This window comes from Mycobacterium colombiense, assembly GCF_003284935.1.
GTDB lineage: Bacteria > Actinomycetota > Actinomycetes > Mycobacteriales > Mycobacteriaceae > Mycobacterium > Mycobacterium arosiense_A.
The window spans coordinates 20,390-47,150 of the sequence record NZ_QMEV01000042.1 but is presented as its reverse complement, the minus strand read 5'-3'; the positions used below and the strand labels follow the sequence as shown (position 1 = coordinate 47,150).

24 protein-coding genes are annotated in these 26,761 nt (G+C 70.5%); 11 read left to right on the top strand and 13 right to left on the bottom strand.

What is annotated here, in order from left to right:
* Window positions 1-84: 84 nt before the first annotated feature.
* Together DQP57_RS18045 and DQP57_RS18035 are read right to left on the bottom strand one after the other, a co-directional pair.
* A complete protein-coding gene (locus tag DQP57_RS18045) occupies window positions 85-1,491 on the bottom strand; it encodes a phosphomannomutase/phosphoglucomutase (RefSeq protein ID WP_112634133.1) in 1,407 nt (468 codons plus the stop codon).
* A 178-nt stretch (window positions 1,492-1,669) separates the two neighbouring features.
* Window positions 1,670-2,113 carry a DUF3499 domain-containing protein gene (locus DQP57_RS18035; RefSeq protein ID WP_205869155.1) on the bottom strand — a complete coding sequence of 148 codons (444 nt, stop codon included), beginning with the start codon at window positions 2,111-2,113 and terminating at the stop codon, window positions 1,670-1,672.
* A gap of 188 nt (window positions 2,114-2,301) precedes the next feature.
* On the opposite strand from DQP57_RS18035, the gene DQP57_RS18030 reads away from it, so the two are divergent.
* Entirely contained in the window at window positions 2,302-2,724 is a 423-nt protein-coding gene (locus DQP57_RS18030; protein WP_112634131.1) for a metallopeptidase family protein, read from the top strand.
* A 55-nt stretch (window positions 2,725-2,779) separates the two neighbouring features.
* Here DQP57_RS18030 and DQP57_RS18025 read toward each other — a convergent pair whose 3' ends face one another.
* A complete protein-coding gene (locus DQP57_RS18025; RefSeq protein ID WP_066868492.1) occupies window positions 2,780-3,118 on the bottom strand; it encodes a WhiB family transcriptional regulator in 339 nt (112 codons plus the stop codon).
* Between the two features lie 392 nt (window positions 3,119-3,510).
* Between DQP57_RS18025 and cofD the strand changes: the two genes are divergently transcribed.
* Genes cofD through DQP57_RS18005 form a run of 4 tightly spaced genes read left to right on the top strand, consistent with a single transcriptional unit; the run spans window position 3,511 to window position 7,979 of the window.
* Window positions 3,511-4,512: a 2-phospho-L-lactate transferase gene (cofD, locus tag DQP57_RS18020; RefSeq protein ID WP_112634130.1), complete on the top strand. Its 1,002-nt coding sequence runs from the start codon at window positions 3,511-3,513 to the stop codon at window positions 4,510-4,512.
* Window positions 4,509-5,861 (top strand): coenzyme F420-0:L-glutamate ligase, encoded by a 1,353-nt coding sequence (locus DQP57_RS18015; RefSeq protein WP_112634129.1) that lies wholly within the window; start codon window positions 4,509-4,511, stop codon window positions 5,859-5,861. The genes cofD and DQP57_RS18015 overlap by 4 nt, the downstream gene beginning before the upstream one ends.
* A gap of 10 nt (window positions 5,862-5,871) precedes the next feature.
* Window positions 5,872-7,446, top strand: a complete 1,575-nt coding sequence (locus tag DQP57_RS18010) for a class I SAM-dependent methyltransferase (protein WP_112634128.1) — start codon at window positions 5,872-5,874, stop codon at window positions 7,444-7,446.
* Complete coding sequence (locus tag DQP57_RS18005) at window positions 7,443-7,979, top strand: NUDIX hydrolase (protein ID WP_112634137.1); 537 nt, start codon at window positions 7,443-7,445, stop codon at window positions 7,977-7,979. The genes DQP57_RS18010 and DQP57_RS18005 overlap by 4 nt, the downstream gene beginning before the upstream one ends.
* Window positions 7,980-8,058: 79 nt before the next feature.
* On the opposite strand, the gene DQP57_RS18000 is transcribed toward DQP57_RS18005, so the two are convergent.
* From DQP57_RS18000 to rfbD, 3 genes are read right to left on the bottom strand one after another with little or no spacing between them, the layout of a single operon-like run.
* Window positions 8,059-9,150, bottom strand: a complete 1,092-nt coding sequence (locus DQP57_RS18000; protein WP_112634127.1) for a sugar phosphate nucleotidyltransferase — start codon at window positions 9,148-9,150, stop codon at window positions 8,059-8,061.
* 1 nt (window position 9,151) lies between these two features.
* The gene (locus DQP57_RS17995; protein WP_112634126.1) at window positions 9,152-10,042 is read right to left on the bottom strand and encodes a glycosyltransferase family 2 protein; all 891 of its coding nucleotides are present in this window, start codon (window positions 10,040-10,042) and stop codon (window positions 9,152-9,154) included.
* Window positions 10,035-10,952 carry a dTDP-4-dehydrorhamnose reductase gene (gene rfbD / locus DQP57_RS17990; protein ID WP_112634125.1) on the bottom strand — a complete coding sequence of 306 codons (918 nt, stop codon included), beginning with the start codon at window positions 10,950-10,952 and terminating at the stop codon, window positions 10,035-10,037. The genes DQP57_RS17995 and rfbD overlap by 8 nt, the downstream gene beginning before the upstream one ends.
* Before the next feature lie 99 nt (window positions 10,953-11,051).
* Between rfbD and DQP57_RS17985 the strand changes: the two genes are divergently transcribed.
* The 4 genes from DQP57_RS17985 (at window position 11,052) to ctpC (ending at window position 15,845) form a co-directional block, all read left to right on the top strand.
* A complete protein-coding gene (locus DQP57_RS17985; protein WP_112634124.1) occupies window positions 11,052-12,524 on the top strand; it encodes an LCP family protein in 1,473 nt (490 codons plus the stop codon).
* A 6-nt stretch (window positions 12,525-12,530) separates the two neighbouring features.
* On the top strand, window positions 12,531-13,259 hold the full coding sequence (locus DQP57_RS17980) for a TIGR03089 family protein (protein WP_205869154.1): 729 nt from the start codon (window positions 12,531-12,533) through the stop codon (window positions 13,257-13,259).
* 113 nt (window positions 13,260-13,372) lie between these two features.
* Window positions 13,373-13,654 carry a DUF1490 family protein gene (locus DQP57_RS17975; protein ID WP_112634123.1) on the top strand — a complete coding sequence of 94 codons (282 nt, stop codon included), beginning with the start codon at window positions 13,373-13,375 and terminating at the stop codon, window positions 13,652-13,654.
* A gap of 58 nt (window positions 13,655-13,712) precedes the next feature.
* Complete coding sequence (ctpC, locus tag DQP57_RS17970) at window positions 13,713-15,845, top strand: manganese-exporting P-type ATPase CtpC (protein ID WP_112634122.1); 2,133 nt, start codon at window positions 13,713-13,715, stop codon at window positions 15,843-15,845.
* Window positions 15,846-15,849: 4 nt separating this feature from the next.
* Here the strand turns inward: ctpC and DQP57_RS17965 are convergent, their stop codons facing one another.
* Window positions 15,850-16,506: a cation transporter gene (locus DQP57_RS17965; protein ID WP_112634121.1), complete on the bottom strand. Its 657-nt coding sequence runs from the start codon at window positions 16,504-16,506 to the stop codon at window positions 15,850-15,852.
* Window positions 16,507-16,645: 139 nt separating this feature from the next.
* Here DQP57_RS17965 and DQP57_RS17960 point away from each other — a divergent pair, with 139 nt between their 5' ends.
* Window positions 16,646-17,560, top strand: a complete 915-nt coding sequence (locus DQP57_RS17960; RefSeq protein WP_112634120.1) for a class I SAM-dependent methyltransferase — start codon at window positions 16,646-16,648, stop codon at window positions 17,558-17,560.
* Window positions 17,561-17,563: 3 nt separating this feature from the next.
* Window positions 17,564-18,769 (top strand): CaiB/BaiF CoA transferase family protein, encoded by a 1,206-nt coding sequence (locus DQP57_RS17955; RefSeq protein ID WP_112634119.1) that lies wholly within the window; start codon window positions 17,564-17,566, stop codon window positions 18,767-18,769.
* A gap of 4 nt (window positions 18,770-18,773) precedes the next feature.
* On the opposite strand, the gene DQP57_RS17950 is transcribed toward DQP57_RS17955, so the two are convergent.
* From DQP57_RS17950 to DQP57_RS17925, 6 genes are all read right to left on the bottom strand, one after another.
* A complete protein-coding gene (locus DQP57_RS17950; protein WP_112634118.1) occupies window positions 18,774-20,717 on the bottom strand; it encodes a serine/threonine-protein kinase PknD in 1,944 nt (647 codons plus the stop codon).
* Between the two features lie 33 nt (window positions 20,718-20,750).
* Complete coding sequence (pstS, locus tag DQP57_RS17945) at window positions 20,751-21,854, bottom strand: phosphate ABC transporter substrate-binding protein PstS (protein WP_112634117.1); 1,104 nt, start codon at window positions 21,852-21,854, stop codon at window positions 20,751-20,753.
* A gap of 294 nt (window positions 21,855-22,148) precedes the next feature.
* Window positions 22,149-22,598 (bottom strand): response regulator, encoded by a 450-nt coding sequence (locus tag DQP57_RS17940; protein ID WP_066868516.1) that lies wholly within the window; start codon window positions 22,596-22,598, stop codon window positions 22,149-22,151.
* Window positions 22,595-24,199 carry a sensor histidine kinase gene (locus tag DQP57_RS17935; RefSeq protein WP_112634116.1) on the bottom strand — a complete coding sequence of 535 codons (1,605 nt, stop codon included), beginning with the start codon at window positions 24,197-24,199 and terminating at the stop codon, window positions 22,595-22,597. The genes DQP57_RS17940 and DQP57_RS17935 overlap by 4 nt, the downstream gene beginning before the upstream one ends.
* Window positions 24,196-25,341 (bottom strand): PP2C family protein-serine/threonine phosphatase, encoded by a 1,146-nt coding sequence (locus DQP57_RS17930; RefSeq protein WP_112634115.1) that lies wholly within the window; start codon window positions 25,339-25,341, stop codon window positions 24,196-24,198. The genes DQP57_RS17935 and DQP57_RS17930 overlap by 4 nt, the downstream gene beginning before the upstream one ends.
* Before the next feature lie 247 nt (window positions 25,342-25,588).
* On the bottom strand, window positions 25,589-26,758 hold the full coding sequence (locus DQP57_RS17925) for an acyl-CoA dehydrogenase (RefSeq protein WP_112634114.1): 1,170 nt from the start codon (window positions 26,756-26,758) through the stop codon (window positions 25,589-25,591).
* Window positions 26,759-26,761 lie beyond the last annotated feature (3 nt).

The window sequence follows — 26,761 nt, the reverse complement described above, 5'->3', positions numbered from 1 at the left end:
CCGACGACGCGGCCCGCAGCAGGCCGTCGCGGTCCGCCGTCAGCAGGCCGTCGGTGTCCTCGAGGTCGACCGCCCGGGTGGCGTTCACGGCGCGGCCTTCGCGCCCGCCCCGTTGGCCGAGGCCGCGCTGATCTCGGCGCTGATCTGGGCGACCACCGCGGCCACGTCCTCGGCCGTGCGGGCCTCGACGTTGAGCCGCAGCAGCGGCTCGGTGTTGGAGCTGCGCAGGTTGAACCAGCTGCCGCCGCCCAGGTCGGCCGTCACCCCGTCCACGTGATCGAGGGAGTGGATCCGGGTGCCGAACGATTTGAGCACCGCTTCGGTGCAGCGCGCGGCGTCGGCGACCGTGAAGTTGATCTCGCCGGACGACTCGTAGCGCTGGTAGTCCGCGGTCAGCTCCGACAGCGGGCGGTCCTGCTCGCCGAGCGCGGCCAGCACGTACAGCGCCGCCAGCATGCCGGAGTCGGCGCCCCAGAAGTCGCGGAAGTAATAGTGCGCCGAATGCTCGCCGCCGAAGATCGCGCCGGTGTCGGCCATCAGCGCCTTGATATAGGAGTGCCCCACCCGGGACCGCAGCGGCGTGCCGCCGCGCTCGGCGACCAGTTCGGGCACCGCCCGCGAGGTGATCACGTTGTGGATGATCGTCGCGCCGATCTCGCGGCCCAGCTCGCGGGCGGCCACCAGGCTGGTGACCGTCGACGGCGACACGGGGTTGCCCTGCTCGTCGACCACGAAACAGCGGTCGGCGTCCCCGTCGAAGGCCAGCCCGATGTCGGCGCCGGTCTCGCGCACGAAGGCCTGCAGGTCCACCAGGTTGGCGGGGTCGAGCGGGTTGGCCTCGTGATTGGGGAAGGACCCGTCCAACTCGAAGTACAACGGCTGCAACGTGATCGAGCCGATCGGGCCGAGCACCGCGGGCGTGGTCAGACCGGCCATGCCGTTGCCCGCGTCCACGGCCACCCGCAGCGGGCGCAGCCCGGCGGTGTCCACCAGCGACCGGAGAAACTGCCCGTAGTCGGCTAGCACGTCGCGATCGCTGACGGTGCCGGGCTGTCCGTCGTAGGCGTCGACGCCGGCGATCACGTCGTCGGCGACCAGCCGCAGCCCGGTGTCGGCGCCGACCGGTTTGGCCCCCGCCCGGCACAGCTTGATGCCGTTGTAGGCCGCCGGGTTGTGGCTCGCGGTGAACATGGCGCCGGGGCAGTCCAGCTGCCCGGAGGCGAAGTAGAGCTGATCGGTGGACGCCAGGCCGATGCGCACCACGTCCAGCCCCTGGCTCGTCACGCCGGTGGCGAACGCTGCGGCCAGCGTGGGCGAGCTGTCGCGCATGTCGTGGCCGATCACGACCTGCCCGGCGCCCTCGGCGCGCATCAGTTTGGCGAAGGCTGCGCCGAGGTCGGTGACCAGCGGCTGGTCGAGCTCTTCGCCGACCAGCCCACGCACGTCGTACGCCTTGACGACACGGTGGACAGTCGCGGCGGGCCGAGACATGCGGGACTCCTGACGACGTGAACTCTTGGCCGTCAGCCTATCGGGCCGCGAAGAGCTGGAGCGGGGCTAGTGGCGATCGCAAGCGCGGCGGAGCCGGGCGCAGCGGGTCGCCACCATCGAGGCTAGTGGCGATCGCAAGCGCGGCGGAGCCGGGCGCGGCGGATCGCCACCATCGGGGCTAGTCGCTCGGATCGGGCAACACGCGCAGATGCCCGCGGCGCCGTCCGGACCGATGCTCGGGCGGTGCCAGCACGCTGCTGCTGGGCGCGGTCGCCTGGGCGCCGCCGTGATGGAGGTGCGCATCGGCGAAGCCATTCACCGGTGTCACGGCGCACGGCACGCCGCGATTGCCGCCCTCGCGCACCGCGTCCGCGAGAGCGACCAGGTCGTCCTCGTCGGGATGGGCGGGCTCGGAAAGGAGGGGTCCGGCGTGGCGCACCAGCTCCCATCCGCGGGGCGCGGTGATCCGGCCGGCATGATTGACGCACAAGTCCCAGGAATGCGGTTCCCGCGCGGTCGCCAACGGACCGACGACTGCCGTCGAGTCCGAATAGACGAACGTCAGGGTCGCCACGGCGTAGTGCGGGCACCCGGGCCGGCAACAGCGACGGGGAACGTTCACGAGCGAAAGGCTATCGTGCGCAAACGCCCCGGAAGCGCCGGACACGCGCAACTGGCCGGCCCTCGATGTGCAACCGTTACCATCGGCGCGTGGGCGATTCGCGCAGCTCCCCGCGAAGAGATCGGTTTCACGACGGATCGGCCCCGCGCCGAGCCGCCGGCCATCGACTCTTCCGCCGCGGCCGCGATATGCGCGGCCCGCTATTGCCGCCGACCGTGCCGGGCTGGCGCAGCCGCGCCGAGCGGTTCGACATGGCGGTGCTGGAAGCCTACGAACCCATCGAGCGGAGCTGGCAGGACCGGCTGAGCGAATTGGACGTGGCGGTCGACGAGATTCCGCGCATCTCGGCCAAGGACCCCGACAGCGTGCAGTGGCCACCCGAGGTGATCGCCGACGGGCCGATCCCGCTGGCGCGCTTGATCCCGGCCGGCGTCGACACCCGCGGTAACTCCACGCGGGCGCGAATTGTGTTGTTCCGCAAGCCGATTGAACGACGAGCGAAGGACACCATCGAGCTCGGCGACCTGCTGCACGAAATCCTAGTGGCTCAGGTCGCCATCTACCTCGACGTTGAGCCGTCGGTCATCGATCCGACGATCGACGACGAATAACTTTCCTGGCGCGCCGAGCGTTCGAGCGCTGCGCGCGCGGTGCGAGCAGCGTGCGTCAGATTATGCCGCGCTTGAGGCGGCGGCGCTCGCGTTCGGACAAACCGCCCCAGATTCCGAAGCGCTCGTCGTGCTCGAGGGCGTACTCGAGGCATTCATGACGGACCTCGCAACCCAGGCAGATTTTCTTTGCCTCGCGGGTGGAACCACCCTTTTCCGGGAAGAAGGCCTCGGGGTCGGTCTGGGCGCACAGCGCGCGGTCCTGCCACTGATCGGCGGCCGGCTCGGGCATGGGCTCGGGCTCGAAAGCGATTGGGGCGTCAGGGACCACGGTCAAATGGGGCCGAGCGGGGCGGTCCAGTGCCGGGTCGATGTCGGTGTGCGGCGTGCTCGCCATAGCGCTTCGAAACGTTTCGTAAGACATACGGTCGTCCGCCTCCTCAGCTGGATTGAGAGAGAGATTCATTGGTTTCCCACTGTTCTGATGTAACAGCCAATTCGAACAAGTGATCGAATCTCGGTCTGCGACACCGGAGTCGGCCGGCCAACCGGGAAATGACACTGTTGTGATTAGACACGGGTTGATCTGCCGGGTCAAGCACTTCGGCGCATTTCCATACCATCTCGTGATCGAATTTCGGCGTTTCTGTTGTTTTGGGCCTTCGGCGTGTTGATCACACAGCCCTCAACTTTCCCACGAGTTGCCCACAAGCGGTGGGGAACCGCAACTTTGAGGCACCCCCGACGGGCCCGCCACGGCGCGCTCGCCGGGCAGTACTGTCGTGCAATGTGAAGGTCACCGTTCTGGTCGGTGGGGTTGGCGGCGCCCGCTTCCTGCTGGGTGTTCAACAGCTGTTCGGGCTCGGTCAGTTTCAAACGCAACGGCATCCGGACCCGGAACCCGGCAGCCACGAACTGACGGCCATCGTCAACATTGGCGATGACGCCTGGATCCACGGACTGCGAGTCTGCCCCGATTTGGACACCTGCATGTACACCTTAGGTGGAGGTGTAGATCCGGAGCGAGGGTGGGGGCACCGCAACGAAACCTGGCACGCCAAAGAGGAATTGGCGCGCTACGGGGTGCAGCCGGACTGGTTCGGACTCGGCGACCGGGACCTGGGCACCCACCTGGTCCGCACCCAGATGCTTAACGCCGGCTATCCCCTCTCACAGATCACCACCGCGCTGTGCGACCGCTGGCAGCCCGGCGCGCGGCTGCTGCCCGCCAGCGACGACCGCTGCGAGACCCACGTGGTGATAACCGATCCCGACGACGGCAGCCGGCGGGCCATCCACTTTCAGGAGTGGTGGGTGCGCTACCGCGCCCAGGTGCCCACCCACAGCTTCGCGTTCGTCGGCGCCGAAAAGGCGGCCGCCACAACCGATGCCACGGCGGCCATCGCGGACGCCGACGTCATCCTGCTGGCGCCGTCGAACCCGGTCGTGAGCGTCGGCGCCATCCTGGCCGTCCCCGGCATCCGCGGCGCGTTGCGCGCCGCGCGCGCCCCGATCGTCGGCTACTCCCCGATCATCGGCGGAAAGCCCTTGCGCGGCATGGCCGATGCCTGCCTGTCGGTGATCGGGGTCGAATCCACCGCCGAAGCGGTCGGCCGCCATTACGGCGCGCGCCGCGACACCGGCATCCTGGACGGCTGGCTGGTGAGCGAGGACGACCGCGCCGACATCGACGGCGTGGCCGTGCGCTCGGTGCCGCTGGTGATGACCGACCCGAAGGCGACCGCCGAGATGGTCCGCGCCGGGCTGGACCTGGCGGGGGTGAGCCCGTGACGACACCGCCGGGCGAGCACGGCGCCGCCGCCGCGATCGAAATCCTGCCCGTGGCCGGGCTGCCCGAATTCCGGCCCGGCGACGATCTAGGTGCGGCCCTCGCCGCGGCCGCGCCGTGGCTGCGCGACGGCGACGTCGTGGTGGTCACCAGCAAGGCAGTGTCCAAATGCGAGGGCCGGCTGGTGCCGGCGCCGCGCGACCCCGAGGAGCGCGACCGACTGCGACGCAAGCTGGTCGACGACGAAGCCGTCCGGGTGCTGGCCCGCAAGGGCCGGACCCTGATCACCGAGAACCGGATCGGCCTGGTGCAGGCCGCCGCCGGCGTGGACGGATCCAACGTCGGGCGCGACGAACTCGCGCTGCTGCCGGTCGACCCCGACGGCAGCGCCGCGGCGCTGCGGACCGCGCTGCGCGAGCGGCTCGGGGTCGAGGTCGCCGTCGTCATCACCGACACGATGGGCCGCGCCTGGCGCAACGGCCAGACGGACGCGGCCGTGGGCGCGGCGGGACTGGCTGTGCTGCACGGCTATTCGGGGGCCGTCGACCAGCACGGCAACGAGCTGCTGGTCACCGAGGTGGCGATCGCCGACGAGATCGCCGCGGCCGCCGATCTGGTCAAGGGCAAACTGACCGCGATGCCCGTGGCGGTGGTGCGCGGCCTGGCGGTGACCGACGACGGGTCGACGGCGCGGCGGTTGTTGCGGCCGGGCACCGAGGACCTGTTCTGGCTCGGCACCGCCGAGGCCCTCGACATGGGCCGGCGCGAGGCGCAGCTGCTGCGCCGCTCGGTGCGCCGGTTCAGCGCCGAGCCGGTGCCGGCGGACCTGCTGGAGGCCGCCGTCGCCGAGGCCCTGACCGCGCCGGCTCCCCACCACACCCGCCCGGTGCGGTTCGTCTGGCTGCGGACCCCGGCCACCCGGACCCGGCTGCTGGACCGCATGAAGGACAAGTGGCGCGCCGACCTCGCCGGTGACGGCCGGCCCGCGGACTCGATCGATCGCCGGGTGGCGCGCGGCCAGATCCTCTACGACGCGCCCGAAGTCGTCATCCCGTTCCTGGTGCCCGACGGCGCCCACTCCTATCCCGACGCCGAGCGCACCGGCGCCGAGCACACCATGTTCACCGTGGCGGTCGGTGCGGCCGTGCAGGCCCTGCTGGTCGCCCTGGCGGTGCGCGGGGTGGGCAGCTGCTGGATCGGGTCGACGATCTTCGCCGCCGACCTGGTGCGCGCCGAACTCGACCTGCCCGCCGACTGGGAGCCCTTGGGCGCCATCGCCATCGGCTACGCCGCCGAACCGGCCGGGCCGCGCGATCCGGCGCAGATCGGTGATCTGCTGATCCGCAAGTGATACTGAGCCCATGACGTTCGCGGGCAAGGCGGCGGCCACGGCCGACAAGGTCCGCGGCGGCTACTACACCCCCGCGCCGGTGGCCCGCTTCCTGGCCGGCTGGGTCCGCGCGGCCGGGCCCAGGATCGTCGAACCCTCCTGCGGCGACGGCGCCATCCTGCGCGAGCTGGCCCGCCGCAGCGACCAGGTCCGCGGCGTCGAGCTGATCGAGAGCGAGGCGGCCAAGTCGCGCCGGTTCGCGCCCGTCGACCACGCGAGCCTGTTCGCCTGGCTGGCCACCGCCGAGCCCGGCGGCTGGGACGGCGTCGCCGGCAACCCGCCCTACATCCGATTCGGCAACTGGCCCGCGCACCAGCGCGATCCGGCGCTGGAGCTGATGCGGCGCGAGGGGCTGCGCCCCACCCGGCTGACCAACGCCTGGGTGCCGTTCGTGGTCGCGAGCGCCGTGCTGGCGCGCGACGGCGGACGGGTGGGACTGGTGCTTCCGGCCGAACTGCTCCAGGTCAGCTACGCCGCCCAGCTGCGCGAGTTCCTGCTGAGCCGATTCCGCGAGATCACCCTGCTGACCTTCGAGCGCCTGGTGTTCGACGGCATCCTGCAGGAGGTCGTGTTGTTCTGCGGTGTGGTGGGCCCCGGGCCCGCGCGCATCCGCACCGTGCACCTGCCGGACGCCGACGCGCTGGCGCGCGCGGACCTGGACGGCGAATGGGCACCGGCGCTGCTGCACGAAAACGAGAAGTGGACCAAGTACTTCTTGGACCCCGCCGCGATCGGGCTGCTGCGCGCCCTCAAGGGATCCGGCGCCTTGCCCAGGCTCGGCTCCGTCGCCGAGGTGGACGTCGGCATCGTGACCGGGCGCAACGCCTTCTTCACCTTCACCGACGCCCGCGCCGGCGAGCTGGGGTTGCGGCCGCACTGCGTCCCGCTCGTCTCGCGCAGCGCCCAGCTGTCCGGACTGATCTACGACAACGATTGCCGGACAAGCGATGTCGCCGCCGGGCACCGCAGCTGGCTGCTCAACGCGCCGCGCGAGCCGGCCGACGCCGCGCTGAGCGCCCACATCCGCGCCGGCGAAGCCGCCGGGGTGCACCGCGGCTACAAGTGCTCGATCCGCAAGCCCTGGTGGCGCACGCCGTCGCTGTGGCAGCCCGACCTGTTCCTGCTGCGCCAGATCCACCGGGCGCCGCGGCTGACCGTCAACGCCGCCGCGGCCACGAGCACCGACACCGTGCACCGGGTGCGCCTGAGAACCGACGTCGCCCCGGCCGCGCTGGCCGCGGCCTTCCACAACAGCGTGACGTTCGCCTTCGCCGAGATCCTGGGCCGCAGCTACGGCGGGGGCGTTCTAGAGCTCGAGCCCCGCGAGGCCGAGGAGCTGCCCATCCCCCCGCCGGCGCTCGCCGATGCGGAGCTCGCCTGCGACGTGGACCTGTTGCTGAAGGCCAACGAGACCGACAAGGCGCTCGACGTCGTCGACCGGCGCGTGCTGATCGACGGGCTGGGACTGCCGGCCGAGGTGGTGGCCGGCTGCCGCGCGGCGTGGGCGTCGTTGCGGGACCGGCGCAACCGGCGGGGGTCGCGATGAGCGTTCGGGAGTCGGCGATCGCGCTGCTGTCCGGCTGGGAACCGCCCGACGCGGCCCAGGATTCGTTGCGGCACGCCGTGCTGGCCTTCGTGCACGCCCGCGGCGACGCCTGCCAGCGCGAGTGCGTGCCCGGCCACGTCACCGCGTCGGCGCTGGTGCTCGACCACTCCGGGGACCAGGTGCTGCTGACCCTGCATCGCCGGCTGGGCCGGTGGGTGCAGCTGGGCGGTCACTGCGATGACGACGACAGCGACATCGTCGCCGCGGCGCTGCGCGAGGCCACCGAGGAGTCCGGGATCGAGGGGCTGCGCATAGGACCCCGACTGGCCGCGGTGCACGTGCATCCGGTGGTCTGCTCGCTGGGCGTGCCCACCCGCCACCTGGATCTGCAGTTCGTCGCGCATGCGCCGGCCGGGGCGCGGATCGCGATCAGCGACGAGTCCGAGGACCTGCGGTGGTGGCCGGCCGGCGCCCTGCCGGACGGGACCGATTACGCGCTCGAGTATTTGGTCGCCCAGGCCACGCGCCCGTAGCCACCCACCGAGTGTGAAGTTAGTTTCACGCTGGCAGCCGAGCGTGAAATTAGTTTCACGCTCGGCACATCCCGCTCCCTCACACGTCGGACGAGTAGCGGATCCCGCCGTCGGGAATCGACACACCGGGCCACACCCGGGCCCCGCGCAACAGCTCGCAGCGCGCCCCGATGTCGGCGCCGTCGCCGATCACCCCGTCGCGGATCAGCGCCCGCGGGCCGATGCGCGCGCCGAACCCGATGATCGAGCGCTCGATCACGCTGCCCGCCTCGACCTTGACGCCGTCGAAGATCACCGCGCCGTCCAGCCGCACCCCCGGGCCGATCTCGGCGCCGCGCCCGACGACCGTCCCCCCGACCAGCACCGCGCCCGGCGACACGGCCGCGCCGTCGTGCACCAACTGCTCGCCGCGGTGGCCGTGCAGGGCCGGCGACGGCGCGATGCCGCGCACCAGATCCGCCGAACCGCGCACGAAGTCCTCCGGGGTGCCCATGTCGCGCCAGTAGCTGGCGTCGACGTAGCCGCAGACCTTGACGCCGGGATCGGCGAGCAGCGCGGGAAACACCTCGCGTTCCACCGACACCTCCCGGCCGCGCGGGATCCGGTCGATCACCGCGCGCGAGAACACGTAGGTGCCGGCGTTGATCTGGTCGGTCGGCGGGTCCTGCGTCTTCTCCACGAAGGCGGTGACCCGGCCGGCGTCGTCGGTGGTCACGCAGCCGAACGCCCGCGGGTCACCGACCCGGACCAGGTGCAGGGTGACGTCGGATTCCTGGGCGGAGTGGAAGTCGAGCATCTGGCCCAGGTCGGCCCCGGACAGCACGTCGCCGTTGAACACCATCACCGTGTCGTGGCGCAGGTGCCCGGCGACGTTGGCGATGCCGCCGCCGGTGCCCAGCGGGTGCTCCTCGGTGACGTATTCGATCTGCAGGCCCAGCTTGGAGCCGTCGCCGAACTCCGCCTCGAACACCGCGGCCTGATACGACGTGCTGAGGATGACGTGCTCGATGCCCGCCGCCGCGACCCGCGACAGCAGATGCGTGAGGAACGGCAGCCCCGCGGTGGGCAGCATCGGCTTGGGCGCCGACAACGTCAGCGGCCGCAGCCGGGTGCCCTTGCCCCCGACCAGGATCACCACATCGACTTGCGGACCGCCCGCGGGATCTGCCACCTCAGTGTCGCCCTTCTAGGAGTTTCTGCCGCCCGGCCGCGCGCACCGCACTGCGCACCATCAGGCGGGACCGCACCGCCAGCGAGGCGCGCAGCGTCCAGCGCAGCGGAGCGCGCAACCAACCGGAATGCCGGTCGGCCAGGAACATATACGTGCTCTTGTGGTGCGCGGCCAGGTGGTTGGCGGGGTCCCCGCCGGTCGAGTGGCCCTTGTGGTGCAGCACCTCCGCCGACGGCACGTAGACGGACAGCCAGCCGGCCTTACCGAGCCGGTCGCCCAGGTCGACGTCCTCCATGTACATGAAGTAGCGCTCGTCGAACCCGCCGATCTGGCCGAACGCCGACCGGCGCACCAGCAGGCACGACCCCGACAGCCAGCCCACCGGCCGCTCGCTGGGCTCCAGGCGCTCCTGGCGGTATGCCGCCGACCACGGATTGCCCTTCCAGAACGGCCCGACGACCGCGTGCATGCCGCCGCGGATCAGGCTGGGCAGGTGGCGGGCCGACGGGTACACCGACCCGTCGGGATCGCGGACCAGCGGGCCCAGCGCCCCGGCGCGGGGCCAGCGCGACGCGGCGTCGAGCAACGCGTCGATGCTGCCCGGGCCCCACTGCACGTCGGGGTTGGCGACGATCACCCAGTCGGCGTCGCGGTCCAATTGCGCGACGGCGCGATTCACCGCCGTCCCGTAGCCCAGGTTGGCGCCGGTGTGGAACAGCCGGACGTTGGGGTAGCGCTCGACGGCCGCCTGCGGGGTGCCGTCGGTGGAGCCGTTGTCGGCCAGCAGCACGCACACCTCGCGCTCCGTGGCCAGCGACAGCGAGGCCAGGAAGCGCTCCAGGTGCGGGCCCGGTGAGTAGGTCACCGTCACGACCGGCAGGACGTCAGTCACGCGTAGAGGGTAACGGTCGATCGGCCGCGACAGCGCCGGCTGCGTCGGTTTGCGAGGCGGCCAGCGCCGCGACAAGCGCGGGGCGCCAGGGCCGCAGCGGCCGCAGGCCCGCCGCGACGGACTGACCGCTGCCCAGCGCCGAATAGACCGGCCGGGGGGCCGGCCGGGGGAAGCGGTCGGTGGAGACCGGTCGCACCCGCTGCGGGTCGGCGCCGCATTCCTCGAAGACCGCGCGGGCCTGGTCGAACCGCGAGCACGCGCCCTCGTTGGCGGCGTGCAGGATCGGCCCCGGCACGCGGTCGTCGACGATCTGCAACAGCGCGGCGGCCAGGTCACCCACGTAGGTCGGCGAACCGGTCTGGTCGTCGACCACGTCGATCGGTCCGTCCCCGGCGGCCAGCCGGCGCATGACCGCTACGAAGTCCTTGCCGGTGCCGCCGGTGTAGACCCAGGCGGTGCGGACGACGACCGCCTCGGGCAGGGCCGCGAGTACGGCGCGCTCCCCCGCGACCTTGCTGCGGGCATAGACGCCCTGCGGCGCGGTCTGGTCGGTGGGCTCGTACGGCCGGGGCGCGGCGCCGCCGAAATCCCCGTTGAACACGTAGTCGGTGGAGACATGGATCAGCTGGGCGCCGGCCTTCGCGCAGGCCACCGCGATGTGGCCGGGGCCGGCTTCGTTGACCGCGAACGCGCCGGCCTCGTCGGTCTCGGCGGCGTCGACGTTGGTGTAGGCCGCGCAGTTGATGACGACGTCGCCGCGCTGCACGATCCGCTCGGCGGCGTCGGGATCGGTGATGTCCCACTGCGACGACGTCAGCGCCAGCGTGTCGCGGCCCTGGCTCGCCGCCAACGAGGTCAAATAGCCGCCCAGCTGCCCACCGGCGCCGGCGATCACGAGTCTGGCTGACATGGTTCGAGTCTGGCATGGCCCGGAAGGCCGGGACGCAGCCCGGGGCACGCGGGGCGCCGGCTACCCGTGAAGCCCCTGTGTCGCAAGTAATGTAGTGGGATGCCTGTGCAACGTGTGGTTCGTGTGATTGCCACCGCGCTGACGCTCGCGGTCGTCCTCGGCACCGGGATCGCGTGGACCAACGTGCGGTCCTTCGAAGACGGCATCTTCCACATGTCCGCGCCCTCGCTGGGCAAGGGCGGCGACGACGGCGCCATCGACATCCTGCTGGTCGGCCTCGACAGCCGCACCGACGCGCACGGCAACCCGTTGTCCCAAGAGGAACTGGACACGCTCAAGGCCGGCGACGAGGAAGCCACCAACACCGACACGATCATCCTGATCCGCATCCCCAACAACGGGCGCTCGGCCACCGCGATCTCGATCCCGCGCGACTCCTACGTCGCCGCTCCGGGCCTGGGCAAGACCAAGATCAACGGCGTCTACGGCCAGACCCGGGAGGCCAAGCGCACCGCGCTGGTCCGGGCCGGGGCCTCCGCCACCGAGGCCGCCGCGCAGGGCACCGAGGCCGGCCGCGAGGCGCTGATCAAGACCGTCGCCGACCTCACCGGCGTCACCGTCGACCACTACGCCGAGATCGGCCTGCTGGGCTTCTCACTGATCACCGACGCCCTCGGCGGCGTCGACGTCTGCCTCAAAGAGCCGGTCTTCGAACCGCTTTCGGGCGCCGACTTCCCGGCGGGCCCGCAACGACTCAGCGGCCCCGAAGCGCTCAGCTTCGTGCGTCAGCGCCACGAGCTGCCGCGCGGCGACTTGGACCGGGTGGTGCGCCAGCAGGTGGTGATGGCCTCGCTGGCCCACCGGGTCATCTCCGGCAAGACGCTGTCCAGCCCCAGCACGGTCAAGCGGCTCGAGGCCGCCGTCCAGCGCTCGGTGGTGATCTCGGCCGGCTGGGACGTGATGGATTTCGTGCAGCAGATGCAGAAGCTGGCCGGCGGCAACGTCGCCTTCGCCACCATCCCGGTGCTCGACGGCGCCGGCTGGAGCGATGACGGGCTGCAGAGCGTGGTGCGGCTGGACCCGCATCAGGTCGCCGACTGGGTCGGTGGGCTGCTACACGAGCAGGAACAGGGCAAGACCGAGGAGATCGCGTACACCCCGGCCAAGACCACAGCCAGCGTCGTCAATGACACCGACATCAACGGATTGGCCGCCGCGGTGTCGGATGTGTTGAGCGCCAAGGGTTTTGCCGCCGGCACGGTGGGTAACAACGACGGCGGTCACGTCAAGGCCAGCCAGGTGCGCGCCGCCAAGAGCGACGACCTGGGGGCCAAGGAGGTCTCCAAGGAACTGGGCGGGCTGCCGGTGGTCGCCGACACCTCGCTGGCGCCGGGCTCGGTGCGGGTGGTGCTGGCCAACGACTACAGCGGTCCGGGTTCGGGCCTGTCGGGCGACGCGACGATCATGCCCGCGAAGGTGTCCACCGCCGGCGCGGTGGCGGCCGATCCCAAGGTTCCGGCGCCGTCGCCGATCCTGACCGCGGGCTCCGACAAGCCCGAGTGCATAAACTGACGACCTGTGCCGCAACCGATCACGCTGAGCGGGGCCATCCTCGATCCGATGCTGCGGGCCGATCCGGTGGGACCGCGCATCACCTACTACGACGACGCCACCGGCGAGCGCATCGAATTGTCCGGGGTGACGCTGGCCAACTGGGCCGCCAAGACCGCCAACCTGCTGCGCGACGAGCTGGGCGCCGGGCCGGCCAGCCGGGTGGCGATCCTGCTGCCCGCGCACTGGCAGACGGCGGCGGTGCTGTTCGGGGTGTGGTGGATCGGCGCCGAGGCGGTGCTGGCGGGCCCGGGCGACCTGGCCGCCGACCTCGCCCTGTGCACGGCCGAGCGACTCGACGAGGCGGATGAGGCGGTGGCCGGCGGCGAGGTGGCGGTGCTGTCGCTGGACCCGTTCGGCCGCCCGGCACCCGACCTGCCGATCGGGGTGACGGACTACGCCACCGCGGTGCGGGTGCACGGCGATCAGATCGTGCCCGAACCGCGGCCCGGCCCGGCGCTGGGCGGGCGATCGGTGGACGAGGTACTGGCCGATTGCCAAAGATCAGCCGCGGCAAGGGGTTTGACGTCCGGCGACCGGGTGCTCTCCGGCGCGTCGTGGCCCGGGCCCGCCGAGCTGGTGGATCACCTGCTGGCGATCCTGGCCGTCGGCGCCTCGCTGGTGCAGGTGGCCAACGCCGACCCGGCCGGACAACAGCGCCGCATCGAGACCGAAAAAGTCACCCGGGTGCTGTAGCGGTCCCGCGGCGCGGCGAGCCACGGCCGATACATATTGATATCGCTATATTTCGATGTTAACGTCGTGCAAGCATGGGCTAAACGCTGAGACGAAACAGGAGGGTTGCGGCGATGGCGGTGTACGGGCTCTTGGCGAAGGCGGCAGGCACGGTGGTCACCGGTTTGGTCGGCGTGACGGCCTACGAGGTGGTGCGCAAGGCCGTGGCCAAGGCGCCGCTGCACGAGACCGCGGTGAAGAGCGCCGAGCTCGGGCTGCGGGGCACCCGCAAGGCCGAGGAGGCCGCCGAGTCGGCGCGGCTGCGGCTCGCCGATGTCATGGCCGAGGCCCGCGAGCGCATCGGCGAAGAGGCCCCCACCCCGTCGGTCGCCGCCCCCCACGACCACGAGCACTGATCCCTTGACGCGGTCGAAAGACCCTGCGCTGCATGTTATTTCGGATGCGGCCGGACGCATGCGGGTGGCTGCCGGATGGGTGCGGGCCGACACCCGGCGCGCCGTCGCGGTCGAAGAGGCCGTCGCCAAGTGCGCGGGCGTGCGCGTGGTGCACGCCTACCCGCGCACCGGATCGGTGGTCGTCTGGTATTCGCCCCGGCGCTGCGACCGTTCCGCGGTGCTCGCCGCCATCGACGAGGCGGCGCACGTCGCCGCCGAACTGATCCCGGCCCGCGCGCCGCACTCGGAGGAGATCCGCAACGCCGACGTGCTGCGCATGGTGATCGGCGGCGCCGCGCTGGCGTTGCTCGGGGTGCGCCGCTACGTCTTCGCGCGCCCGCCGCTGCTGGGCCCCAGCGGGCGGCTGTTCGCCACCGGCGTCACCGTCTTCACCGGGTATCCCTTCCTGCGCGGCGCGCTGCGCTCGTTGCGCTCCGGCAGGGCCGGAACCGACGCGCTGGTCTCGGCGGCGACCGTGGCGAGCCTGGTGTTGCGGGAGAACGTCGTCGCGCTGACCGTGCTGTGGCTGCTCAATATCGGTGAGTACCTTCAGGATCTGACGTTGCGGCGGACCCGCCGGGCCATCTCCGAACTGCTGCGCGGCAGCCAGGACACGGCGTGGATCCGCCTCGACGACGACAACGAAGTGCAGGTGCCGATCGACACCGTGCAGATCGGCGACGAGGTGGTGGTCCACGACCACGTGGCCATCCCGGTCGACGGCGAGGTGGTCGACGGCGAGGCGATCGTCAACCAGTCGGCGATCACCGGGGAGAACCTGCCGGTCAGTGTGGTGGTGGGCGCGCACGTGCACGCGGGTTCGGTGGTGGTGCGCGGACGCCTGGTGGTGCGCGCCAGCGCGGTCGGCAACCAGACCACCATCGGCCGCATCATCACCCGGGTCGAGGAGGCCCAGCACGACCGCGCGCCGATCCAGACGGTCGGCGAAAACTTCTCGCGCCGTTTCGTTCCCACGTCGTTCATCGTCTCGGCCCTCACGCTGGCGGTCACCGGTGACGTCCGGCGCGCGATGACCATGCTGCTGATCGCCTGCCCGTGCGCGGTGGGCCTGGCCACGCCGACCGCGATCAGCGCGGCGATCGGCAACGGCGCGCGGCGCGGCATCCTGATCAAGGGCGGCTCGCACCTCGAGCAGGCCGGCCGGGTGGACGCGATCGTGTTCGACAAGACCGGCACGCTGACGGTCGGTCGCCCGGTGGTGACCAATATCATTGCGCTGCACAAAGATTGGCAGCCCGAGCAGGTGCTGGCGTATGCGGCGAGCTCGGAGATCCACTCCCGGCATCCGCTGGCCGAGGCGGTGATCCGATCCACCGAGGAACGCCACATCACCATCCCGCCGCACGAGGAGTGCGAGGTCCTGGTGGGCCTGGGCATGCGGACCTGGGCCGACGGCCGCACCCTGCTACTGGGCAGCCCCGGGCTGCTGCGGGCCGAGAACGTGCGGGTGTCCAAGAAGGCCTCGGAGTGGGTGGACAGGCTGCGCCGTCAGGCCGAGACCCCGCTGCTGCTGGCCGTCGACGGCAAGCTGGTGGGGCTGATCAGCCTGCGCGACGAGGTGCGTCCCGAGGCCTCCGAGGTGCTGAAGAAGTTGCGCGCCAACGGTATTCGCCGCATCGTCATGCTCACCGGGGATCACCCGGACATCGCCGAGGTGGTCGCGGGCGAGCTCGGAATCGACGAGTGGCGCGCCGAGGTGATGCCGGAGGACAAGCTCGCGGCGGTGCGCGATCTGCAGGACGAGGGCTACACCGTCGGCATGGTCGGCGACGGCATCAACGACGCCCCCGCGCTGGCCGCCGCCGACATCGGGATCGCGATGGGGCTGGCCGGCACCGACGTTGCCGTGGAGACCGCCGACGTCGCGCTGGCCAACGACGACCTGCACCGGCTGCTCGACGTGGGTGACCTGGGCGCCCGCGCGGTCGACGTCATCCGGGAGAACTACGGCATGTCCATCGCCGTCAACGCCGCCGGGCTGATCATCGGCGCGGGCGGGGCGCTGTCCCCGGTGCTGGCCGCGATCCTGCACAACGCCTCGTCGGTGGCGGTGGTGGCCAACAGTTCCCGGCTGATCCGCTACCGGCTGGATGCGCCGCGCGGCGCCACGAACGGCGAACGCGCCGGCTAGGGGTTCAGCAGCCGCACTGCTCGCCGCGCCAGGCGCGCAGGCCCTGCCACAGCGCGACCCCGGCGATCGCCAGCCCGACGGCCGGGTCGATCCACCACGCGCCGGAGGTTAGCGCCGTCATCGCGAGGCCGATCAGCACCCCGGCGGCCTGCGCGGCGCACAGGTAGTTCTGGATGCCTTCGGCCTCGGTGGCCCCCGAGCCCAGCCGGGCGCCCAGCCGGTGGTTGGCCCGTCCCAGCACCGGCATGAGCACCAGCGCGAGGGCGGCCAGCGCGATGCCGATCACCGACGTCTCGGCGTGCTGTGCGCCGGCCAGCTCGCGGATCGACTCGGCGGCGATGTACGGGGCGGTCAGCCAGAACGATACCGCCACACCGCGTTGCGCGCGCCGTTCGGCGTTCTGGGACATAGCGCGCGTCCCGGTGAATCGCCACACCACCATGGCGCTGGCCAGCGCTTCCGACGCGCCGCCCAGGGCCCACCCGGTCAGGGCGACCGAGGACACCGACAGCCCCTGCCACAGCCCGACGACACCCTCGACGAGCACCACCGCCAGGCTGATCCAGGCCAACCGCCGGGCCCACGCGGCGCCGCGCCGCCAGTCGGCGTCGCGCGCCGCGACGCTGCCGCATTCTGCCGTGAGGGCAACCGAAGTGGTCATGGCGCGAGGTTAGCGGCGGCGCGGCCGCCCCCTCGGCCCGCAACGCCCGGCCGTGATCGATCTGTGTCGCACCTCGCGACCCGGTCCGCGGCGCCGGTAGTTATTGTGGCTAACCAGTAGATCGGAAGGGATTTCCTCGATGGCGCGCACCGACGACGACACCTGGGACCTGGCGACCAGCGTGGGAGCGACCGCCACCATGGTGGCCGCCGGGCGGGCCCGCGCCACCCTGGACGGGCTGATCGACGACCGGTTCGCCGAGCCGCTGGTGCGCGCGGTCGGGGTCGACTTCATGACCCGCTGGGCCGCCGGCGAACTGGACTCCGCCGACGTCGACGAGCCCGGCGCCCCGTGGGGCATGCAACGCATGACCGACATGCTCGCCGCGCGGACCCGTTACATCGACGCCTTCTTCGCCGAGGCAGGCGCGGCGGGCATCGACCAGGTGGTCATTCTGGCCTCCGGGCTGGACGCCCGCGCCTATCGGCTCGCGTGGGCGCCGGGCACCACGGTGTTCGAGATCGACCAGCCGCAGGTTCTCGAGTTCAAGGCCGCCACCATCGCCGAACTCGGCGCCGAACCCACCGCCGAGGTGCGCGCCGTTCCCATCGACCTGCGCCACGACTGGCCGGCGGCGCTGCGCCAGGCCGGCTTCGACACCGGGCGTCCCGCCGCCTGGGCGGCCGAGGGACTGGTCGGGTTCCTGCCGCCCGAGGCCCAGGATCGCCTGCTGGACAACATCACCGCCCTGTCCGCCGACGGCAGCCAACTGGTGGTCGAGGTCTTCGCGAACACGGGAATCAACGGGGACGCGCTGAACGCCGCGAGCGAGAAGTGGCGGCGCAACGGGCTGGACATCGCCCTGGGCGACCTCGGGTTCCCCGGCGAGCGCAACGACGTGGCGACCTATCTGCAGCACCGGGGCTGGCAGCCGGTCCGCACCCCGCTCAACCAGCTGCTGGCCAACACCGGCCTGCCGCTGCAGTCGACCGACCCCAATGCGCCCTTCGCCCAGAATCACTACTGCACCGCGGTGCTGAACAAGACGGGGTAGACGATGCCGAACAGCAAGCCCGCCAAGCCACTTGACGGATTCCGGGTACTCGACTTCACCCAGAACATCGCCGGCCCGATGGCCGGACAGGTGCTGGCCGACCTGGGCGCCGAAGTCATCAAGATCGAGGCGCCCGCCGGCGAGGCCGCCCGGCACATCACGGCGGTCCTGCCCGGGCGTCCCCCGCTGGCCACCCTGTTCCTCCCCCACAACCGGGGCAAGAAGTCGGTGATGGCCGACCTGCGCAGCGACGAGGCCAAGCAACGGATCCTGCGGCTGGTCGATACGGCCGACGTTGTGCTGGAAGGGTTTCGGCCCGGGGTGATGGAACGCATGGGCCTGGGCCCCGACGAGCTGCAGGCGCGCAACCGCAAGCTCATCTACGCGCGCCTCTCGGCGTACGGCGGCAACGGCCCGGAGGGCAGCAGGCCGGGCGTGGACCTGATGGTGGCCGCCGAGTCGGGCATGACCACCGGGATGCCCACGCCCACCGGCAAACCGCAGATCATCCCGTTCCAGCTCGTCGACGCCGCCAGCGGTCACGTGCTGGCCCAGGCCGTGCTGGCCGCGCTGCTCAACCGCGAGCGCCACGGCGTCGCCGACGTCGTGCGGGTCGCCATGTACGACGTCGCGGTCAGCCTGCAGGCCAGCCAGCTGACCATCCACCTGAACAAGCCGACCGAGGCCCCCACGCCGGATGCTGCACCGAAACCGAAGCGGCGCAAGGGAGTTGGCTTCGCCACCCAACCGTCGGACGCGTTCAAGGCCGCCGACGGCTACCTGGTGATCAGCGCGTACGTGCCCAAGCACTGGGACAAGCTGTGCGAGATCATCGGCCGCCCCGACATGCGCGACGACGAGCGGTTCATCGACCAGCGCGCGCGGGCGCTCAACTATCCCGAACTGACCGAGGAACTCGAAAAGGCGCTGGCCGCCAAGACCGCCGACGAATGGGTGCGCCTGCTCCAGGAGGGCGGCCTGATGGCCTGCCACGCCTACACCTGGAAGCAGGTGGTGAGCACCGCGCTGTTCGCCGAGAACGAGCTGGCCCTGCCGGTCGGCGAGGGCGCCGACGAAGTCAGGGTAATCCGCACCCCGGCGCGCTATTCCAGCTTCGAGGCCGCATCGGCCGGCTGGGCCGCCGAGCCTCCCCCGGCCCTCGGCCAGCACACCGAGGAGTACCTGGGCGCGCCGCAGCCCGCGCCGTAGGCTTTCACGGCGTCAGCTTGACCACCCGGTCGTTGCCGCGGTCGGCGACGTAGACGCTCTGATCCTTGTCGACCGTCACCGCCAGCGGGGTGTTGAGTCCGGTGAAGCCGAGGACGGTCGCGGTCGTCGCCCCCGGCGGGTACTTCACCACGTCGCTCTTGTCGTGCTCGGTGACGTAGACGGTTCCGCTGTTGTCCACCGCGATGCCCCACGGCACGGACAGGTCATGAAATGGCAACTCCGACTGGGTGTTTGACGCCACGTCCAGCTTGACCACCCTGTTGTTGTCGGTGTCGGCGACGTAGACGTTGCCCGCCGGGTCGACGGCCACGCCGTCCGGATTGTTCAGCCCGTTGAACGGCAGCACGGTCTGGTTCTGCGACCCCGCGGCCAGCTTCACCACCCTGCTGTTGCCGCGGTCGGCGACGTACACCCCGCCCTGGCCGTCGACCGCCACACCCTCGGGATAGTTCAAACCGGTGAACGGCAGCGGCTTCTGATCGTTGGAGCCCGCCGCCATGCTGAGCACCCGGTTGTTGAAGTCGGCGACATACACCGTGCCCGCGCCGTCGACCGCCAGGCCCTGAGGCTGGTAGAGCCCGTTGAACGGCAGCACCGTGGTGGCGTCGGAACCGGCCGTCAGCTTCACCACCCGGCCGTACATGCCTTCGCTGGTGACGTAGACGTTGCCCGCGCCGTCCAGCGTCACCCCGCCCGGGGAGAGGCGGAAGTCAATCCCTTTGAACGGCAACACACTTTGGCCGCTGGCCTGCTTCGACGGTCCCGAGGATCCGGTGGACAGGTAGCCGACGACCGCCACGACGAACGCGACCAGCGCGACCAGCGCGATGGCGCCGACGATGAGCCACTGCTTTCGCTTGTTGTCGGTCGGCGCGGCCGGGCGCCCGAAGTCCGGGGCGGGAACGTACGCGCGGCCGGAAGCCGTTGGGGCGGCGCGGATCAGCGACGGCCGAGGGCCGGACCGCTCGCCCCGGTTCGCGCCGCCGGCCGCCGGGGGCAGCGGTCCGGCCACGGTATCGGCGCTCGGCGACGAGGCGTACGAATCGTGGCCGTCGCGCAGGATCGTGCTGGCCTTGCGCTGCTCGGAGGTGGTCAGCGCGTCATGGGCGGCGGCTGCGAACTCGCCCGCGGTGCGATAGCGGTCCTCGGGGCGTTTGGCCATGCCCTTGGCGATCACCTGATCCAGGGCGGGCGGAAACGCGCCGGGGCGCAGCTGGCTGGGCGGCGGGGCCGTCTTGGTCAGATGCGCGGCGACCAGGCGTTCGACGGTGTCGGCCCGGTACGGCGGCGAGCCGGTCAAACACTCGCTCAACACGCATGCGAGCGAATAGATGTCGACGCTGTTGGTGACCTCGTCCTCGGTGAATCGTTCCGGGGCCATGTAGTAATACGTTCCGATCGCGGTCCCCACCTGGGTCAGCCCGGGATCGGACGCGGCGCGCGCGATGCCGAAGTCCGCCAGGTAGGCGAAGTCGCTGGGGGTGACCAGGATGTTGCCCGGGGTGACGTCGCGGTGCGTCACCCCGGCGGCGTGCGCCGCGTCCAGCGCGGCGGCGACCTGGCTGATGATCGCGATCGCCCGCGGCGCGGCCAGCGGCCCCTCCCGGTGCAACAGCGTGGCCAGATCGATGCCGTCGACGAGGCGCATCTCCACGTAGAATCGCCCGTCGATCTCGCCGTAGTCGTGGATCGGCACCACGTGCGGTTCGGTCAGCCGTCCCGCGATGTCGGCCTCGCGCTGCAGCCGGGCACTGAACTCCGCGTTGCCGGAGAACTGCTGCGAGATCAGCTTGAGGGCCACCAAGCGGCGTTTGCGGGCGTCCTCGGCCTCGTACACCTCACCCATGCCGCCCTGACGCAGAAGCCGCACCAGCCGGTAGGGGCCGAACCACGACCCACCCCTGGTGGCCGGCCCGCTATCGCTCACCGTCGAGCCTCCTTCGCTGGTCCGAGGCGTCGGTCAGGAAATCGCATTGACCGCGCTCGACAACTTCGCCGTGAACGAGCTGGGCAGCGGGATGGAACCGTACTGGTCCAGTCCGTCCTGGCCCGGCCCGATCGCGGCCTGCATGAACGCCTTCACCGCGGAGCCCGTCGCCGCGTCCGGATATTTCGAGCACACGATTTCGTAGGTCGCCAGCACGATCGGGTAGGCGCCCTGCTGGGTGGGCTTGTAGAACGACGAGGTGTCCAGCACCAGGTCGTTGCCCTGCCCCTGGAAGGTGGCCCCGGCGATCGTCTTCTCGACGGAGTCCTTGGTGATGGGCACCGCGTCCGGTCCGGCCGACGTGATGATCGACGCCATGCTCAGCTGCTTGCCGACCGCGAACGACCACTCGTTGTAGGTGATCGACCCGTCGGTGTTCTGCAGCAGCGCCGACGTGCCGTTGTTCCCGCTGGCGCCCTGACCGACGCCGCCGGTGAACGTCTCGCTGGTGCCCTTGCCCCAGGCGCCGTTGGACGCGCCGTCGAGGTACTTCTGGAAGTTGGCGGTGGTACCGGACTTGTCGCTGCGGAAGATGACCGCGATGGGCGTCGAGGGCAGGTTCAGGCTCGGGTTGATGGCCTTGAGCGCCGGGTCGTCCCACTTGGTGATGGCGCCGTTGAAGATCTTCGCGACGGTGGGCCCGTCCAGTTTCAGCCCGTTGACCCCGGCGAGGTGGTAGGTCACCGCGATCGGCCCGAAGACCGTCGGCAGGTCCCAGGCCGGCGAATTGCACCGCGCCGCGGCCCGGTCGTTCTGGCCGGTGGTGGGATCCAGCGGCACATCCGAACCGGCAAGGTCGGTCTGATTGTTGACGAACTGCGTGACACCGGCGCCCGAGCCGTTGGCGTTGTAGTCCAGCGTGTAGCCCGGGCAGGCGCGGACGTAGGCGTAGACGAATTGCTCGATCGCGTTCTGCTGCGCGGTGGAGCCGGCGTCCTTGAGCACCTTTTTGCCGCCGCAGTCCACTGATGCCGGCTTGGCCCCGGAGCCCGACGAGTTCGAGTGGCCGCAGCCCGTCAGCGCCAGGGCGGTCGCGGTCGCCAGGATCAGCGGGGCGCCGTATCGAGCGAACCTCACGCAACTCCTTCGCACGTCGCGGCGGCGAACGCGCAGGCCTCACCGCCGGCTACTGCCCAGGGAACAACAAAAGTTAACCAACCGTGAATATACAAACCCTTGACATTCGATAAGAGGTCACTGTGTGCCCGCTGTTTGCAGCCCTAGCACGTAGCATCGATGGCTGATGAGAAGCCCAGGACACCGAGCGATTCCACGGTCCGTTTTCGGCACGGCCGGCTGACCGGCCGTGTTTGTCTTGCTGATCGTGCTCGGGTGGTTGATCGGCTGGCTATCGCGGCGGGCGCCGCGCGATCAGCTCCCGTTGCCGGGTAGCCGCACGACCTGAACGAAGAACTCGTCGATCTGGCGGACGGCCTTCATGAACTGATCGAGGTCGACGGGTTTGGTGACGTAGGCGTTCGCGTGCAGCTTGTAGCTCTTGAGGATGTCTTCCTCCGCCGAGGAGGTGGTGAGCACGACGACCGGGATGCGAGCCAGGTCGGGGTCGGACTTGATCTTCTCCAGCAGCTGGCGGCCGTCGTATTTGGGCAGATTCAGATCGAGCAGGATGAGGTCGGGCCGCGGCGCGTCGGCGTATTCACCGCGCCGGTAAAGGTAGTTGAGGCCTTCCTCCCCGTCGTGGGCGACGTGCAGCCGGTTCTTGAGCTTGTTGTGCTCGAAGGCTTCTCGCGTGATGAGCTCGTCACCCGGATCGTCCTCGACCAGCAGGATGTCGATGGCTCTGCCTTCGGGTGTCGTCATTGATGCGCTCCTTCCAAAGCGACCGGGTCTGCTTCGTCGTCGACGGATTCGGGCATGGGCAGGGTGAATTCGAATCGGGTCCCGTCGGTGTAGGACGTGTCGATCCGCACGGTGCCGCCGTGGTGCTCGATGATCTTCTTCACCAGCGCCAGGCCAACCCCGGTGCCGGCGTACACATCCCGGCCGTGCAGCCGCTGGAAGATCACGAAGACCTTGTCGGAGAACTCCTCCGGGATGCCGATGCCGTTGTCCGCCACGCTCAGCAACCACTGCCCGTCGTGAGTGCCGGTGCCCGGTGCGCAGTCGATGACGATGCGGGGCCGGCGATCCTTGTGCCGGAACTTGATCGCGTTGCCGATCAGGTTCTGCCACAGCATCGTCAGCAGCATCGGATCCCCGACGATCTGCGGCAGCGGCTCGGCCGGGCGCACGATCTCGGCGTCGGATTCCTCGATCGCGACGACCAGGTTGGCCAGCCCGGCGTCCAGCGTCGCGTCGAGCGCCACCTCGGTCTCGGTGGTGCCCAGCCGGCCCACCCGGGAGAAGGTGAGCAGGTCGTTGATCAGCGCCTGCATGCGCTTGGCGCCGTCGACCGCGAAGCCGATGTATTCGATGCCGCGCTCGTCGAGCTGGTCGCCGTAGCGCTTTTCCAGCAGCTGACAGAACGACGCGACCTTGCGCAGCGGCTCCTGCAGGTCGTGGGAGGCGACGTAGGCGAACTGCTCGAGTTCGGTGTTGGACCGGCGCAACTCGGCGGCCTGCTCGTCCAGCTGCGCCTGGGCACCGTGCGACACCTCGAGTTCCTCGACGATGCGCTTGCGCATGTTCTCCACGCTGATCGCCATGTTGCGAATGTCCCTGGGCCGCTTGGGAGCCGAGATGGTTTCGTCGAAGCTGCCCTCGGCGATCCGCCGGCAGGCCGCGGCCAGCGCCGCGATCGGACGGGTGATCGCGGCACGGCTGAGCAACCCCAGCACCAGGGCCGCCCCGATGACGATCAGCACCGTGGTGCCCAGCACCCAGTCGCGCCAGCCGTTGATCTCGTTGAGTTCGTCGGTGGCGGCCGCGGCGGCCACCGTCAGATGGGAGTTCTGGGTATCGAAAAGCTCACGGAGACGGTCGAATTTCATCTTCCCCACGTCGGCCGTGCGGGGGCTGATGACGCTCGGTGTCTTGGGGGCGACGTTGGCGATAAGCGGCTCGGCGTAGCTGTTCCGCCAGTCGGCGGCGGCGGCCTCGACGGCGCCCAGATCGGCCATCAACTCCGCACGCCCGCCCACCAATTGGCGGATCTCGTCGGCGGCGGCCTGTTCGGCGCGTTGCCCGTCGTAATAGGGAGCCAGGAATTGCCGGTCGGCGGCGATCAGGTAGCCACGCATCCCGGTCTCCTGGTCCCGCAGGGCCGCCTGCAGCCGGGCCGCCGCGACCCGCGCCGGCTGGATCTGGGCGGCCACCTCGTGCGACACCTCGTCGGTGCGGTGCAGCAACGCCGCGCCGACCAGCGCCCCGACGAGGACCGTAGCGCCCATGATCCACAACACGAGCGCCAGCCACCCCCGCACGGTGAGTTCCCTCAACCGAAGCGGACGCGATTCCGTCACGGGGTCGTCCTCTCCAGCCGCAGCACGGCGATGTCGTCGGTGAGGCCGCCGCGGGGCTGCGCGAGTTCCTGCGCCCCGTTGATCAGCGCGTCGACGAACGCGGGACCCGGCCGGTCGGCGTGCGTGCGGGCCAGGGCAAGCAGGCCGTCCTCGCCGAGCCGTTGCGTGCCTTCGCCCGAATATCCCTCGTAGAGCCCGTCGGTCAGCAACAGCAGGCCCTCACCCGCGCGCAGCTCCAGCTCTTCTCGCGGCCAGTCACCGGCGAGCAGACCCAGCGCCGGGCCGCCCGGCGGCTCCAACCACTCCACCGTTCCGCCGGCCTGCAGCAGCATCCCGGGATGCCCGGCGCGGACGACGCTCATCCCCGGACTGTCGGGCGAGATCTCCAGGCTGAGCACGGTCGCGAAAATCCCGGTGCCGGTGCGTTCCGAATACAAGACCCGCTCGAGCTGGCGCATCCGTTCGACGCCGTGCACCCCGGCGAAGGTGAGCGCGCGAAACGCGATCCGCAGGGCCGCGCCCAGCGCCGCCTCGTGTGGGCCGTGCCCGGCGACGTCGCCGATCAGCACGTGCACGACCCGGTCGGGCGTCTGGACCACGTCGTAGAAATCCCCGCACAGCAGCGCGTCCTCGCGGCTCGGCCGGTATCGGGCGACGATGGCGATGCCCGGGTTGTCCAGCAGCAGCGGCGACGGCAGCAGTCCGCGTTCCAGCAGCGCGTTCTCCCGGGCCCGCAGCTGCGTCGCGTGCAGATCGGCGGCGATGAGCTCGGCACGCTTGCGCTCGATCGCGTACAGCAGCGCGCGGCGCAGCATCTCCGGCTCGACCCGGCCCTTCACCAGGTAGTCCTGGGCACCGGCGGCGACGGCCGACGCCCCGAAGTACTCGTCGTTCAGCCCGGTCAGCACCACGATCGGAACGGTCGCGTCGAGGGTGGCGATGCGGTTCAACGCGTCGAACCCGCTGGCGTCGGGCAGGTGCAGATCCAGCAGCACGCAGTCGGGCCGCGAGGACGCCAGCTCGCGTTCGGCGTGCTCCATGGACTTCGCCCACACCACCCGGATGTCGGTGGCCGCGTCGGTGATCAGCTCTTCCACCAGCACCGCGTCGGCGCGGTCGTCCTCGACCAACAGCAACGACAACGACTGCCAACTCGCCGTCGGCGTGGCGACAGCGCGCGTCGGTATCAATTCCCGGCCATCTGTGAACGGGCTCGGGTAGTCACGTTCTGCACAGCAGACCCCCTTGCCGCGATACGACCCTTTGCTCCGTGAGGTGGTCGGACGTGAGTCGGTGGCTGTTTACCGACTGTCGGTGTGGACTTCACGCACCGAGTGGAGATCCTAAGCGGTGCGGTTCGGCTTTTCCCAGCAGCATCGCCGAAGGCGATCAGCGCAGCAGCGCCCGCGACATCACGACGCGCTGAATCTGGTTGGTGCCCTCGTAGATCTGGGTGATCTTGGCGTCGCGCATCATCCGCTCGACGGGGAAGTCCACGGTGTAGCCGGCCCCGCCGAACAGCTGCACCGCGTCGGTGGTGACCTCCATCGCGACGTCGGAGGCCAGGCACTTCGAGGCGGCGGAGATGAAGCCCAGGTGGGATTCGCCACGCTCGGCGCGGGCGGCGGCGTGGTAGACCATCAGCCGCGCGGATTCCACCTTCATGGCCATGTCGGCGAGCATGAACTGCACGCCCTGGTTGTCGCTGACCGGATGGCCGAACTGCTTGCGGTCCTTGGTGTAGGCGATGGCGGCGTCCAGCGCGCCCTGGGCGATGCCGACCGCCTGGGCACCGATGGTGGGCCGGGTGTGGTCCAGCGTCGCCAGCGCGGTCTTGAAGCCGGTACCGGGCTCGCCGATGATCCGGTCGCCCGGGACGCGGCAGTTCTCGAAGTAGAGCTCGGTGGTCGGTGAGCCCTTGATGCCGAGCTTGCGCTCCTTGGGCCCCACCGAGAAGCCCTCGTCGTCGGCGTGCACCATGAACGACGAGATGCCGTTGGCGCCCTTGTCCGGGTCGGTCACGGCCATCACCGTGTACCAGCTCGACTTGCCGCCGTTGGTGATCCAGCACTTGGCGCCGTTGAGGATCCAGTCGTCCCCGTCGGCCTTGGCGCGGGTCCGCATCGAGGCCGCGTCGCTGCCGGCCTCGCGCTCGGACAGCGCGTAGGACGCCATCGCGGTGCCGTCGGCGATCGAGGGCAGCACCTGCTTCTTCAGCTCGTCGGAGCCGCGCAGGATCAGCCCCATGGTGCCCAGCTTGTTGACCGCCGGAATCAGCGACGCCGACGCGTCGACGCGGGCGACTTCCTCGATCACGATGCAGGCCGCCACCGAGTCCGCGCCCTGCCCGCCGTATTCCTCGGGCACGTGTACGGCGTTGAAACCGGACGCGTTCAGCGCCGCCAGCGCCTCCTCGGGGAACCGGGAGTTCTCGTCCACGTCGGCGGCGTGCGGGGCGATCTCCTTCTCCGCCAGCGCGCGGATCGCCGCCCGCAATTCGGTGTGCTCCTCGGGCAATTGGAACAAATCAAAGGTGGGGTTTCCGGCCCATCCAGCCATCTC

Bases quoted from the DNA above. Each gene is read 5' to 3' on its own strand.
- DQP57_RS18045 (WP_112634133.1), bottom strand. From the start codon at position 1,491: ATGTCTCGGCCCGCCGCGACTGTCCACCGTGTCGTCAAGGCGTACGAC.
- DQP57_RS18030 (WP_112634131.1), top strand. From the start codon at position 2,302: ATGCGCGGCCCGCTATTGCCGCCGACCGTGCCGGGCTGGCGCAGCCGC.
- DQP57_RS18025 (WP_066868492.1), bottom strand. From the start codon at position 3,118: ATGGCGAGCACGCCGCACACCGACATCGACCCGGCACTGGACCGCCCC.
- DQP57_RS18010 (WP_112634128.1), top strand. From the start codon at position 5,872: ATGACGTTCGCGGGCAAGGCGGCGGCCACGGCCGACAAGGTCCGCGGC.
- DQP57_RS18005 (WP_112634137.1), top strand. From the start codon at position 7,443: ATGAGCGTTCGGGAGTCGGCGATCGCGCTGCTGTCCGGCTGGGAACCG.
- rfbD (WP_112634125.1), bottom strand. From the start codon at position 10,952: ATGTCAGCCAGACTCGTGATCGCCGGCGCCGGTGGGCAGCTGGGCGGC.
- DQP57_RS17985 (WP_112634124.1), top strand. From the start codon at position 11,052: ATGCCTGTGCAACGTGTGGTTCGTGTGATTGCCACCGCGCTGACGCTC.
- DQP57_RS17975 (WP_112634123.1), top strand. From the start codon at position 13,373: ATGGCGGTGTACGGGCTCTTGGCGAAGGCGGCAGGCACGGTGGTCACC.
- ctpC (WP_112634122.1), top strand. From the start codon at position 13,713: ATGCGGGTGGCTGCCGGATGGGTGCGGGCCGACACCCGGCGCGCCGTC.
- DQP57_RS17965 (WP_112634121.1), bottom strand. From the start codon at position 16,506: ATGACCACTTCGGTTGCCCTCACGGCAGAATGCGGCAGCGTCGCGGCG.
- DQP57_RS17960 (WP_112634120.1), top strand. From the start codon at position 16,646: ATGGCGCGCACCGACGACGACACCTGGGACCTGGCGACCAGCGTGGGA.
- DQP57_RS17955 (WP_112634119.1), top strand. From the start codon at position 17,564: ATGCCGAACAGCAAGCCCGCCAAGCCACTTGACGGATTCCGGGTACTC.
- DQP57_RS17940 (WP_066868516.1), bottom strand. From the start codon at position 22,598: ATGACGACACCCGAAGGCAGAGCCATCGACATCCTGCTGGTCGAGGAC.
- DQP57_RS17925 (WP_112634114.1), bottom strand. From the start codon at position 26,758: ATGGCTGGATGGGCCGGAAACCCCACCTTTGATTTGTTCCAATTGCCC.